Source organism: Lactobacillus pasteurii DSM 23907 = CRBIP 24.76, from assembly GCF_000297025.1.
Taxonomy (GTDB): domain Bacteria; phylum Bacillota; class Bacilli; order Lactobacillales; family Lactobacillaceae; genus Lactobacillus; species Lactobacillus pasteurii.
In genome coordinates this window covers 50,153-62,614 of sequence record NZ_CAKD01000005.1, presented here as the reverse complement: position 1 = coordinate 62,614, position 12,462 = coordinate 50,153, and the positions used below count along the sequence as shown (strand labels likewise).

10 protein-coding genes and 1 other annotated feature are annotated in these 12,462 nt (G+C 37.4%); of the genes, 6 read left to right on the top strand and 4 right to left on the bottom strand.

What is annotated here, in order from left to right:
* Positions 1-94 precede the first annotated feature (94 nt).
* Positions 95-1,459, bottom strand: coding sequence for an FAD-binding protein (locus tag BN53_RS01480; RefSeq protein WP_009559114.1), 1,365 nt, complete (start codon positions 1,457-1,459; stop codon positions 95-97).
* Between BN53_RS01480 and BN53_RS01475 the strand changes: the two genes are divergently transcribed.
* Positions 1,451-1,687 (top strand): hypothetical protein, encoded by a 237-nt coding sequence (locus BN53_RS01475; protein WP_040537248.1) that lies wholly within the window; start codon positions 1,451-1,453, stop codon positions 1,685-1,687. The two genes, BN53_RS01480 and BN53_RS01475, sit on opposite strands and share 9 nt — an antisense overlap.
* Before the next feature lie 150 nt (positions 1,688-1,837).
* Complete coding sequence (locus tag BN53_RS01470; protein WP_009559112.1) at positions 1,838-3,268, top strand: ATP-binding protein; 1,431 nt, start codon at positions 1,838-1,840, stop codon at positions 3,266-3,268.
* A 53-nt stretch (positions 3,269-3,321) separates the two neighbouring features.
* Here the strand turns inward: BN53_RS01470 and BN53_RS01465 are convergent, their stop codons facing one another.
* A complete protein-coding gene (locus BN53_RS01465) occupies positions 3,322-5,412 on the bottom strand; it encodes a putative ornithine decarboxylase (RefSeq protein WP_009559111.1) in 2,091 nt (696 codons plus the stop codon).
* A 204-nt stretch (positions 5,413-5,616) separates the two neighbouring features.
* On the opposite strand from BN53_RS01465, the gene BN53_RS01460 reads away from it, so the two are divergent.
* The gene (locus tag BN53_RS01460; protein ID WP_009559110.1) at positions 5,617-7,059 is read left to right on the top strand and encodes an APC family permease; all 1,443 of its coding nucleotides are present in this window, start codon (positions 5,617-5,619) and stop codon (positions 7,057-7,059) included.
* Positions 7,060-7,121: 62 nt separating this feature from the next.
* Here the strand turns inward: BN53_RS01460 and BN53_RS01455 are convergent, their stop codons facing one another.
* Together BN53_RS01455 and brnQ are read right to left on the bottom strand one after the other, a co-directional pair.
* Complete coding sequence (locus tag BN53_RS01455; RefSeq protein ID WP_040537247.1) at positions 7,122-8,291, bottom strand: MFS transporter; 1,170 nt, start codon at positions 8,289-8,291, stop codon at positions 7,122-7,124.
* Positions 8,292-8,459: 168 nt separating this feature from the next.
* Positions 8,460-9,833 (bottom strand): branched-chain amino acid transport system II carrier protein, encoded by a 1,374-nt coding sequence (brnQ, locus tag BN53_RS01450; RefSeq protein ID WP_009559108.1) that lies wholly within the window; start codon positions 9,831-9,833, stop codon positions 8,460-8,462.
* 62 nt (positions 9,834-9,895) lie between these two features.
* Positions 9,896-10,141 (bottom strand) — a binding site (T-box leader).
* A 322-nt stretch (positions 10,142-10,463) separates the two neighbouring features.
* On the opposite strand from brnQ, the gene BN53_RS09810 reads away from it, so the two are divergent.
* Genes BN53_RS09810 through BN53_RS01440 form a run of 3 tightly spaced genes read left to right on the top strand, consistent with a single transcriptional unit; the run spans position 10,464 to position 12,331 of the window.
* A complete protein-coding gene (locus tag BN53_RS09810; RefSeq protein WP_009559106.1) occupies positions 10,464-10,643 on the top strand; it encodes a hypothetical protein in 180 nt (59 codons plus the stop codon).
* Positions 10,644-10,646: 3 nt separating this feature from the next.
* Positions 10,647-11,570: an MFS transporter gene (locus BN53_RS01445; protein ID WP_337466317.1), complete on the top strand. Its 924-nt coding sequence runs from the start codon at positions 10,647-10,649 to the stop codon at positions 11,568-11,570.
* 20 nt (positions 11,571-11,590) lie between these two features.
* A complete protein-coding gene (locus BN53_RS01440) occupies positions 11,591-12,331 on the top strand; it encodes an alpha/beta hydrolase (RefSeq protein WP_009559104.1) in 741 nt (246 codons plus the stop codon).
* The last annotated feature ends 131 nt before the right edge of the window (positions 12,332-12,462 follow it).

Genomic DNA, 12,462 nt, shown 5'->3' with positions numbered 1-12,462 from the left:
AATTTTTAAGATTTGCGTCTTTACCATTTCTTAAGATTTTAGGCAAAAAAATAAGCACTGATTTTATCACTCAATGCTTATCAGAAACTATTATTTATCTATTTTCAATGGCATCCTTGACTGCTTCTTTAATTGCTCGACTTGTTGCCGATGCACCTGATATTGCATCAACATCAACCGAGTTTTTCTCAACAATTCTTTGTGGAATCAACTCAAGGGCTCTCTTACCAACGTCTTCACTTTCGTGATCTTGAACTACTTCTACCTTCTTGATCGCATTGTCAGAATATGTGACTCTAACCACTAATTTTCCACCAATACCAGCTTCAGAAGAGCCAAGATATTGATCTTTTCCAAGTTCAATATCATCAACTTTATTTCCATCAACTAGTTCGTTGATTCCATTGTACTTATCAGATGCTGTTTCATCCAAGGATTCGTTAGCTGCTGCTTGTTCTCCGGCAATCTTACCCCAAATTAAGCACTCAGCCAAGTTTCCACCACCTTGGTATTGGTTAGCGCAGATACCACCTAATTCACCAGCTCCATACAAATGTGGAATTGGCTCATCATTTACATTCAAAATTTCTGCCTTAACGTTTCGTTGTGGTCCACCTTGAGTATTCAGAACATTGTACATCATCTTGATAGCATAGTATGGACCCTCGCTAAAGGCCTTCATGGTCTTAGAATCACGGCCAAATTGTACATCCCTACCATCATTTGCTTCTTGGTTGAACAAAGCCACCTGTTCTTCAAGTCCAGTTGCACTAACGCCAATCTTTTCAGCTAATTCAGAAATTGTATCTGCCTTGACTAATTTTTCATTGAATTGATCATATGGAATCGGATTATCTTGAATATACTCGTATTGCTTTTGATCAAAAATGATATATGGCTTTTCATTTGTCCGTGGAATTCTCCACATACTATGACTAAAGATGTGACCATGACGGTTAGATTCTGTTTCATTGAAGTAGCGCTTGCCGTCATCTGCAATCATGAATACACTACCGTTGTTCAATCCTGGGAATGACAGAATTAGTTCCGAGCGTTCTCCTTCTGGAGTATCGAAAGACAAACCATGAAGTAGGCCCAATGACTCATAGTTATGCATATGCCATAACTTGGCACCAACTTCTTGAGCTATCTTAATTCCATCACCCTTATTATAAATACTACCCAATGGAGATAATTTTGATGCGCCTAAGTAGTTTTGAACCATTTCTTTATTATTTTCAAAACCACCCGTTGTCAAAATTACACCCTTTTTAGCAAAAACATTGATTTTTTGGCCAGTCTTTAAAATTTGCGCACCTTTGATAGTTTTGCTAATAGGATCCTGAATTAAATGCAAACCTCGAGCATTGTACCAAACATCGATCTTATCCTTGCGATCTAAAATCTTCTGACGCAAAATCTTCCATAAAGCTGCATCAAACCAGCCATTATGAACCATAGTATAGTCGTAAAAGTCGCAGATTCAATTGCTGCTACTCAACTAGCCATTGAAGGACTGGGTTATACTATTGCTATGAAAAGCATAGCTACAAGAATTGCCAAACAAAAGAGCAAAAAAGTAAAGCTCATTCATATTCCTACTAGCCATCTTCAATTAAGCATCGGAATTTCATATTTGAAAGATTCCAATTCATTAATTACCGAGATTGCTCATGAGTTAAAATAATTTTTCGCTACAAATGATATTTTCAACTAACCGTTCTGCATTCCCTTTATTTGCGCTAACACTCATTTTTAAGTTACTATTATTTTTAATAGTACAATTTTTTATAGTATAATTAATAATAGTAAAATTAAGATAAGTGAGGTATAAAGTATGATTCAAAATTATCCTTTCGTTGCTAGAAGTTATGAATTATCTAGACTTAATCGACTTTATCAATCATCATCTTTTCAAATGGCCATTATTTATGGTCGAAGACGCGTTGGAAAAACTTCACTGATTAGAGAATTTATCAAAGATAAGCCGGTTATTTATTCGCAAGGAATCCAAACTATTCCACAGCAGAATTTGAACTTATTCGCCAATGATATTGCCTCTTTTACTAAAGATCACCCTGAATTAACACCTAGTCCTGAAAATTTTTCAAACTATCGCGATGCCTTCACATATGTTCAAAATATCGCCAATCAACTAGATCAAAAATTAATCCTAGTACTTGATGAATATCCATATTTTGCACAGTCTAATCCTGCAATTAGCTCTGAATTGCAATTTGTCATTGATCACATATATAAACAAAATAGTAATATCATGCTCATTCTATGTGGATCATCGATGTCTTTTATGGAAAAACAAGTATTAGGAATCAAAAGCCCCTTATATGGCAGAAGAACCGCTCAATTTAAGATTAATCCTTTTACAATCTTTGACACTAAGAAGTTACTAGCTCAAGTTAATGAAGATGATTTGCTGGCATACTACAGCATAACTGGCGGGATTCCACAGTATCTAACTGGTATCGATCAAAATTTAACCCTGGCAGAAAACATCAAAGAATTATTTCTTTATCCAGATTCTATTCTTTTTAATGAACCTAATGCTTTATTGGAACAAGAATTTAACAAACCTGAAATTTACTTTGCGATTTTAACTGCAATTGCTCATGGAAAAAGTAGATTTAATGATATTTTTACAGCTACTCATTTAAATAACAACAGCAGCCTCGTAAGATATCTAAATGAATTAATAGAAATAGGTATCCTTAAGAGCAAAATGCCGATTTATTCAACAAGCAATAAACAAAAAATTTATCAAATTAATGATGGTTTATTCAGATTTTGGTTTCTTTTTATTGCTACCCAGCAAAGTGCTATCAACTCTGGAAGAATTGCTGGTTTAGAAAAGCGCATCTCTAATCAACTAGCAAACTTTCTGGGGCCTAGTTTTGAACAAATTTGTAAAGAATGGCTATGGCAAGCTAAAGATTTACCGATTGAACCAAGAGATGTTTCAAATTGGTGGGGACCTAATCCAATAAAAAAAAGACAAGAAGAAATTGATATTGTTGCACCAAATTATGACAATACCGAAGGAATTATTGGTGAATGTAAGTGGCGCAATGCAAGTAATCTAGATTCAAGTATGATTGACCTACTTCAAGAGCGAGCTTTACTTGTACCTAAGATTCACAAGTCTTATCTTTATTTCTTCGTCAAGGAAGCAAATTCTGAGTTCTTAACCTATGCCAAACAACACCAAGTTACAGTTGTTGAATATAAAAATTTTTTGAATAATCAACTATAGCAAAAACAGCTCCCTTGAACGGATGATCGCTTCCGTTTTTGAGAGCTGTTTTCTTATTTCCTATTCAAAACTTCGCCAACAATCTTGCCAGCTTGCTCATACACGCCTTGAATTTCCGGCTCAAATCCAGGGAACTTCTTAGAAGCGCCAATCAATAACTTGAAGTAATCAACATCGTCTTGATGCCACACTTCGCCAGGAGCTACGATGAACACACCTGGTGGGTACGGCAAAGCTCCTTCTAAGGCGATTTCACCAACTAAATTATCCAGTCCAACTAACTTGCTATTATTTTTATTGAATTCTTGATCAGCCAAACTTGGTTTGATTGAATAATTTTGAAAATCATTTTTTACAAAAAGCTTCTTTTCAAGGTCAAAAATTCTATTTGTCCGGTAATACTCATGAATTTCTTGACATAGTTGATACAGAGTGTAACCTTGATATCTTTCAGGATATGCTTGGAAAAGCTTAGGCATAACCTCTTGCAAAGAAGTCTTATTCAAATATGCTCTTTCAAAGTCCATCAAAGCAAGATATAGCGTCTCCATATCTACTTGACTTTCACCAGGTGTGATTAGGTACAAAGTCGAATAAATATCTGATTTTTCAGGAATAATGCGCTGCTCATGAAGGTAGGTTTCTAGCACGACGCCTGGAATACCTTCATCAGTAAACTCATCATTTGCCAGATCAACTCCAGGATTTAAAATCGTCAACTTGAGCGGACTAAGCATTACTTCACCATCATCAAGCTGCTTAAAGCCATGCCAATTGTCTTCAAGCTTAATCTCCCAGGCCTTTGGATCATCAGCTAAAAGATCTGTTGGGATATTCTCCCACTTTTGACCATTAACAACAGGCTTAACGAGCGGCTTGAACAATTTACTATTCTTCAAAAGCTTCTTTCTAAACTCAATTGAGAGCTTGATCGCATCCCTCCACCAAGTCTGGCAAGCAGCAGAATTGGCCATTCTGGCATTCACCACCAGGGATGAATAAACTGGATAAGAATAACTAGTGGTCACGTATTTAAGGTATGCATGGTTGAAATGTTTATGATCGATATATCTCTTTTGCCCCTTAAGATGGCCGTCTTTTTTGAGAATTTGCGAAGCTTGAGCAATACCAGCTTGCTGCTTATGAATTGACTGGGTGACTAAGATTCCTGGATCATCTGGTCCATAGTTTAATTGCATTGGCGACGAATCGCGCAAGACATCAACGAATTGTTCATACCCACCCCAAGCACAATCGAATAAAATATAGTCGCACAATTTTCCTAACTTTTGAATCAAATATTTTGCATTGTAAAAAATACCATCGTAAGTTTCTAGCTGCAAAACAGCTAATCTAAATGGTCTCTCTACATCAGCTTTTTCAGGCGCAACCTTAGCAATTTCCGCCCTGATCTTGTCTTCATCTAAGCTAGCAGCTACTACTGGTCCAATTTGTCCATCGGCATTTCGATCAGTTGGCAAATAAACTGGCCGTGCACCTGTCATCACTAAGGCACTATTGTAAAGACTTTTATGGTTGTTGCGATCAAATAAAACTAAATCTCCTTCAGTCAAAGCAGCTGCACTACAGATTGTATTGGCGCTAGTGGTACCGTTGGTGCAGAAGTAAACTTTATCGGCATGATAAGCTTTAGCGGCTTCTTTTTCAGCTTCAAGCGGGCCACCTTCATGGGTCATCATGTCGCCAAGCTCTGCTACACTATCAGAAACATCAGCTCTGAAGAGATTTTCGCCAAAAAATTGTTTCATCACCGCTCCAGCTGGATGGCGATCATAGAAATGGCCGTTGTGGTGACCAGGCGTACTCAAAATTAAATCATCCTGGTCCGCAAAAGCAGTCAAATCACGTAGAAATTCTGGGACAACTTTTAGTTCATATTTGCTGGCTAATCGATCAATCAGCTCAGTCATGTTCTTTTTTTCATCGTAAACAATTAAAGGCACATCCAGCCTCAACTCTGTCGTCCACAAGTTGTGCATAGCTCGTGCTCGGTTGTCACCTTCTTTGATGACAACTGCCGCTAGGTCCGCACCATTAAGCTTTTCCTCTAATTCTATTGCCGGCCAATTTTTAGGTAAAAATGGCAATAGCTCTTTTCTTGCTGCAATCTTTAAATAATGCATCGGTATTTTTCCCTTCATATCCTTGATAAGTAAATTATACATTGTAAAAACTCTGGTATTGTAGTTTTATTTTCTATAAAATAACCTTCGGAGTAAAAAAGGACAAAGTATGTATTTACTAGATAGATTTTTAAAAAGAAAAAACAAGTCGCCTTCGTCTTAGTATCACCAATGGTCTAAATATTAGTGATAAGAGGAGAAAAAATGACTGAGGAAAAAAGTAAAAATAATTATATGGGTTGGATAACCCTCTCGATGTTCGTCTACATCACCGTTATTAGTTTTGAAGATCCATTCTATCCTTACCAAGAATATGGACTATTTGTTTTGGTATTATGGATCATCATGTTGCTGTTTTACCAATTGCCATACACTATGATTGCCACAGAACTTGGTTCTGTATATGCCGGAGAAGAAGAAGGTGGTATGGCATCCTGGATCAGACGCGGAACTGGGAGCGATTTTTTGGGTTATGCAACTGCTTGGATGTATTGGGCTCAGACCATTCCTTATTTGATTGACTGTGCTAGTTCAGTTGTAGTTTCAATTTCATGGGTTATCCTAGGAGACCGATCCCTGGGAGACCGTATGTCACCAATGGTCTTTAGTTTGATTACTTTCTTGATCATCTTGCTATTTTTGATCTTTGACAATACGGTTAAAGATGCGCTAGACGCTACTTCTTTATGGAGTGGAATTGCAATGGTTGTGATGACGATTGTATTCTTTGGCATGATCGTTTGGTCATTGACTCACGGCGGACATATTGCAACTAAGCTTACTTGGGATAACATTAAGCCACACCTTGACTTACACTACTTCTCAAGTGCCAGCATGTTGATCTTTGCCATGTCTGGTGCCGAACTAGTTGCGCCATACATCTCTCGCTTAAAGCATCCCCGCAAAGAATTCCCAAGAACTATGTGGTTATTATTCTTTGTTACTGCTTTAATGGTAATTTTAGAAACATTAGGTTTAGCAGTATTGTTTGATGCAAAACACATCCCTAACGACTTCAAGATGAACGGTGACTACTACGCCTTCCAATTATTGAGTCAAGAAGCCGGCATGGGTAACAGCTTAATGTTAGCTTACTCACTAGTATGTTTGGTCAGTTTGCTAGCACAAATCGCAGCTTTAATCGATGCAGCTAGTCGTTTCCTTGCTTCTGATACTGCAATTAACTACATGCCAAGTTGGTTATTGAAGAAGAACAAGAATGGTCGCCCAATTAACAGTTACATTTTTACAGCAGGTACGACCCTATTCCTAGTTATCTTAGGTGGTACCTTACCTCAAATCAATGACTTCGTTAACTGGTTATTGAACATCAACACCATCGTTTCGCCTTACAAGACCTCCGTTGTCTTCCTATGCTTCCTAATCATGAGATATAACAAGAAGCAATTCAGCAAAAATGAATTTGTCTTCATCAAGAACCGTAAAGGTGCCTTGGCAGTTGGTTGGTGGTGCTTCCTTCTAACCTTCATTTGTGCCACGATGGCCTTTTTGCCACAAAATGGAAAATTCGGAACTGCTACCTGGTTCCATCAATTATGGATGAACATTATTGTTGTTTTATTCCTATTCGGAACAGGATTTATTTTGCCCCTTCTTCGCAAGCTTGAAGTAAAACGTCAAAAATAATACTCCAAACTAAAAGCAATGAATCACTAATTGTCGTGATCTATTGCTTTTTTGTATAGAAATTATTTCTTCAAAGTCTTATTTACCACGACTAGACAGATTACACCAATCAAGCTGTAAACTGCACCTGCATATCCCGTGGTAGTAATCGAGGTAACTCCCGCAACTTGCGCTGCTGTGAAGGATCCAAGCGAAATTCCTACATTGGCAAAAATTGAGTTCAGCGATGAAGCCAAATCAAGCGACTGTGGATAGTCTTGGCTTGCCACATCAAGGAAAAATACTTGCGTAGATGCACCATAAGCTGAAATAAAACTCGACAGCAAAAATGCAAGCACATAAGCTAACCAGCTGAAATGAATGAACACACTTAGCAAAATCAAAGTCAAAGTCATTCCAGAGTAAATGTAAGGCAAAAGCTTCATGCCACCCTTGTCTGCAATTACCCCTCCGACTTTATTCCCAATAATTGAGGCTAAACCGAGCCCCAAGAGTAGCCAATTTAGCCAAGAATAACTAAAATGCATTTCATTAGTGATCAATGGCCGAATGTAAGTGTAATATGTATATTGAGCTGCACAAACCATAACGACGAAAATAACTGAATAAAGAATCCGGCGATCGGCAATCAAGGCGAATTGATTGCTTTTTTCAGTGGTGTTTTTGCGCTTAAGATCGGTATTTCTTGGCACTAACCCAATCAATAGTAGCAGACAAATTACAGTCAAGATAGAAATCAGCCAAAAACTCATATGCCAAGAAAAATAAGTACTGATCATTGTCCCAAGTGGTACCCCAACGACTGAGGCAATACTAAATCCAGCAAAAATCCAAGATAAAAGCGAAGCCCTTTTATTAATTGGAGCGATAAAATTACCGAAAATGAGCACAATAGAGATAATTGTCCCGGCAGTGCAAGCTGTAACAATTCGCGAAAAGAGCAAAGAATAATAATTGCTAGACATCGCAGTCCAAGTATTTCCCAGCAAAAAAATCATAATTAGAACAAATAATAATTGATGGCGCTTAAAATGATGCGCTAGACTTGTGATAATCGGCGTTGAGATTGCATAAACAAGTGCAAATAAAGTTACGATATAACCCAAACTTGATAGCGAAGCATGAAATTCTTTGGCAATATCGGGCAAAACACCAACAATCATGTATTCATTGCATCCCAGCATAAAAGCTACAAAGACAAATAGAATCGAGCGTAAAGTGTACTTTGACATGGTAACATGGTAAAACCTTTCTTTTGGATTACTAAAATTATAGTTTTTATCTAGGAATTTTTAAAGATAGAAAATTTGATCTCATTTTGATTGATCGTTTTCAGACATACTTATACAAAAATAGAAGCCATAAAGATAAATGGCTTCTATTTGATTAGCTGAAAATTTTTAAGATTCTACATTTACAGCCATACTTCTTCCCTTTGCATAGTGTACAGCTAGGCCAATTGCTAAACCGATAAGTGCTGGTACTAGCCATGACATGCCCATTTGAGCAAGTGGCAAATGAGCTCGAAGACTTGCTACAGCAAGACCGAAACTGCTCTGACTAACAACACTTGGAAAGGCTACAACCATATCTCCCAAAGCTGGTACGACTGTAAATAGAATTACAAAGAAGTAAACTACGCTATCCTTATTAAATAGTGGCGAACATACTGATAACAAAATTAATACCATTGACAATGGGTATAAGAACATCAACATTGGCGTTGACCAAGCGATGATTTGATCTAGGCCAAAGTTAGCAGCAAGAAATGAAGAAAAACAACTTAGGAAAAGCCAAGTATGATAGCTTACCTTTGGAAAATGTTTATGGAAGTCTTGAGCAAAAGCTGCTACTAGACCAACTGCTGTAGTCAAGCAAGTAACTGTCAATAGCAATGCTAGTAGTGCTTGCCCAAATACCCCGCCATAAACATTAACAATTTGGTTAAACGCAACGCCGCCATTGTCAGATACTGAAAAGCGACCTAGCGACATGGCTCCCATTAAGATTAATAGCAAATAGATAAAACCGATTGCCGATACTCCAACAAAACCTGATTGAGCAACTACCTTGGAGATTGTTTTTGAACTCTTAAAGCCCATTCCCCTAATTGCTGTAACAACCGTAACACCAAATGCAAGGCCGGCTAAAGCGTCCATTGTATTATAACCTTCCAAAAAGCCATTAACTAAGGCAGAATGTTGATATGCCTGAGTTACTGTAGCCACTTGAGGATTGCCTAGAGGATTAAGAAAAGCAACAACAAATACCAAAAATAACAAGCCTAAAAATAGTGGATTTAAAACCTTACCGATATTAGACAAGATATTGTTTTGATGGTAGGAAAACGCAAAAGCTGCTGCAAAGAATAATACTGAAAAGATGAGCAAAGATACTTTTTCAGCATTTTGTGGTACAAATGGTGCAATACCAACGGTGAAAGAAACAGTTGCTGTTCTTGGAGTACCAAACAACGGTCCAATGGTCGCATGAATCAAAACCATAAAAACAACTGCAAAAACTTTACCTAAAGGCTTACCAATATCATAAACTCCTTCAGAGCGAGTGATTGAAACAGCCAATACCGATAAAAGTGGCAACAAAACTCCGGTAACCAAAAAGCCGGCTGCAGCTAAGAGCCAATTCTTCCCAGCTAGTTGTCCAAGGTGAAGTGGAAAAATTAAGTTCCCGGCACCAAAAAATAGACCAAATAGTAGGGATGCAACAACTAAATATCCCTTCCACGTTAATTTCTCTGATGTTGAATCTTTCATAAATACAACTCCTTTTTCACTTTCTTGAAAACAAAAAATCCCTCAACCAGAATAAAGTCTGATTGAGGGACGCTTGAGCGTGGTACCACCCTGTCTTCATATCACTATTGCTAGCAATATCTCTACACGTGCAGCCAGTAATCCTGGCGATACGTCGGCACTGTAATGGGTGCTCCCACTCCTTCTTACTATAAATTAAGAAGTTGAACTCAAAAGTGATTTTCGCCTAAACTTTATTTATCTCCTTGCACCTAACGAGACTCGCTGAAAACTTGGATTAGGTTACTCTTCTTTATCTTTGTCTTCGGTTAATTAAATTGTTAATAATTATTTTAATCGGTTATCGGTGTTTGTCAACATGTTTTTGTAATTATTTTTTAGCTAATAATTTAGCTGTGCGGTTTTATTCAAATAACTTTGCCATATATAGAAAATATAATCAATAAAATATTTCTATCATTTCCCATGTATATTCTATTAGAAAACGCTTTCGGTTATTTATACCATAGATTGTGAAGGAATTAATTTTGTATTGATGAGAAAAGGTGTTGCAGATGAGCAATAAGAAAAATAAATATCTTGGGACTGCTGGTTCAGTCTACTTTTCATATTTTGTGATGGGTTTGGGGGATGTCCCTACTTGCACAATTTAAATCAGAATTTGCACAAATTTGGCATACAAATATCGCTGGCGTTTTAGCAGTTGGTGGGGCTGTTGGTATCGGTGGTATTTTATCAACTTTGATTACTGGGCCAATTTCAGATAAGTTTGGTCGGCGTGCATCGGCAGTGATCGGCCACTTAGGATAGACAATCTACTACATTAGGCTTTTATTTGCACCAAATCAAACTGTTGCCTATATCATTGCTATAATTGGCGGTATCTCCAATTCATTTTTGAATGCATCTAATTTTCCAACCTTGATGGAAATTTTTCCTCAATCTTCATCAGCAGCCGCTTTAATGTCAAAATTTGCAATTAACTTAGGACAGTTCTTCTTGCCAGTAGCAATTCTGCTCGGTGGTTTTGTTGGTGTACCATTTAGGGTAGTCTTTATGTCAACTGGTATTGTCTACTTAGTACTTGCTACACTTTTAGCATTTCTGCCTTACCCTAAACAGGTTCAAAAAACTGCGAACAATGAAAAAAATAGCAACAATTCTGTCCAAAAATCGTTTAGTCTTGGTACAATTTGCCTAGTTTTTATGGGCTTTACCACCACTGCAGCTTTTTTGCTTTGGATCAATACTTACCAAGAGCTTGCAAAATCATACGGGATTGCTCAGCCAAGTACCTTGCAATCTGTTTACGCAATTGGTGCCTCAATTGCTGTTTTGTTCAATTCATTTATTTTGAAAAAAGGCATTAAAGAATTAGATATTTTAATCTACTACCCACTAATTAGTGCAGCTAGCCTATTATTGGCATATGCTATCAATGCTCCATGGATTTTATATGTAACTAGTCTATGCGTCGGTTTCTTTGCAGCTAATGGTCTTTACCAATTAACTTCAGCTGTATTGGGAAATCTATACCCAACCATGAAAGCTACGACTCAATCATGGGCGGGACTATTTTCAGCTTTTGCTCAATTTGGCATTATTTCAATGGCAGCTTGGATTACGGCAATCGCAGGCAATGCAGCTCCTAAATACATCCTTTTATTGAATGTTGCCAATATGGTTTTAAGTACTGCATTAGCACTATTAGTTAAACGCGATAGTAAAAATCATTAGTAATATACGAGGTAGGTAAAATGTCAGAAAAAGATATTATAATTATGCGAGATGGCTTGAAGTTAGCAGCTAAAGTGTCAATTCCAAATACTGAAAAATATGATGTCGTAATCCTAGCTTACGGCTTTATCGGTATGATGGATCCAAAAGTAAATGACCTACTTCCAGTTCTATTGCAGAAAAAAGGCTTAGCTACAATTAGATTCGACTTTAATGGACATGGCCTTAGCGATGGAATGCTTGACAATATGTCAATTTTCAATGAGCTAGAAGACTATCAAGCAATTATGAACTATGCCCTTCAGCTTGAAGGAAGAGATCATCTTTATTTAATCGGTCACTCTCAAGGCGGCGTTGTTTCTTCAATGATGGCAGGCTACTACAATGATCTGGTTGATAAGTTGGTTATTATGTCTCCAGCAGCTGCCTTAGTCGATGATGCAAAGATCGGCACTTGCATGGGCGTTGACTATGATCCAAATAACGTCCCTGAAAAGCTTGATTTCAAAGATTTTCAGTTGAATGGCTGGTACTTCAGAACGGCGAAATTTATCAACGTTTACGAAACAGCTAAGGTATTTCATGGTCCAGTTCTAGCCTTGCATAGTGAAAATGACAAGATTGTAAATCCATATGCAAGCCGCCACTTTGAAGCTGTTTTGGATAACTGTGAATATCACCTTGTTCCTGAAAGCGACCATGGACTGCATCAAAATAGAGCCGAAGTTTATGATAGAGTTGTCAACTTTTTGACTAAGTAGATATAAAACTTTTATAAGCAAATACCCAGGTAATCAAATCGATTGCCTGGGTATTTTAGCTAGAGGGGAGATCTAGTTTTACTTATCTTTTTTCAATATCGCCACCAGTTGCTAAGTAACCAGAAATTACT

What these genes read in the sequence shown, in the direction of transcription:
- BN53_RS01475 (WP_040537248.1), top strand. Translation starts at nt 1,451, where the DNA reads ATGAACCATAGTATAGTCGTAAAAGTCGCAGATTCAATTGCTGCTACT.
- BN53_RS09810 (WP_009559106.1), top strand. Translation starts at nt 10,464, where the DNA reads ATGTCCCTACTTGCACAATTTAAATCAGAATTTGCACAAATTTGGCAT.
- BN53_RS01480 (WP_009559114.1), bottom strand. Translation starts at nt 1,459, where the DNA reads ATGGTTCATAATGGCTGGTTTGATGCAGCTTTATGGAAGATTTTGCGT.
- BN53_RS01470 (WP_009559112.1), top strand. Translation starts at nt 1,838, where the DNA reads ATGATTCAAAATTATCCTTTCGTTGCTAGAAGTTATGAATTATCTAGA.
- BN53_RS01465 (WP_009559111.1), bottom strand. Translation starts at nt 5,412, where the DNA reads ATGCATTATTTAAAGATTGCAGCAAGAAAAGAGCTATTGCCATTTTTA.
- BN53_RS01460 (WP_009559110.1), top strand. Translation starts at nt 5,617, where the DNA reads ATGACTGAGGAAAAAAGTAAAAATAATTATATGGGTTGGATAACCCTC.
- BN53_RS01440 (WP_009559104.1), top strand. Translation starts at nt 11,591, where the DNA reads ATGTCAGAAAAAGATATTATAATTATGCGAGATGGCTTGAAGTTAGCA.
- BN53_RS01455 (WP_040537247.1), bottom strand. Translation starts at nt 8,291, where the DNA reads ATGTCAAAGTACACTTTACGCTCGATTCTATTTGTCTTTGTAGCTTTT.
- brnQ (WP_009559108.1), bottom strand. Translation starts at nt 9,833, where the DNA reads ATGAAAGATTCAACATCAGAGAAATTAACGTGGAAGGGATATTTAGTT.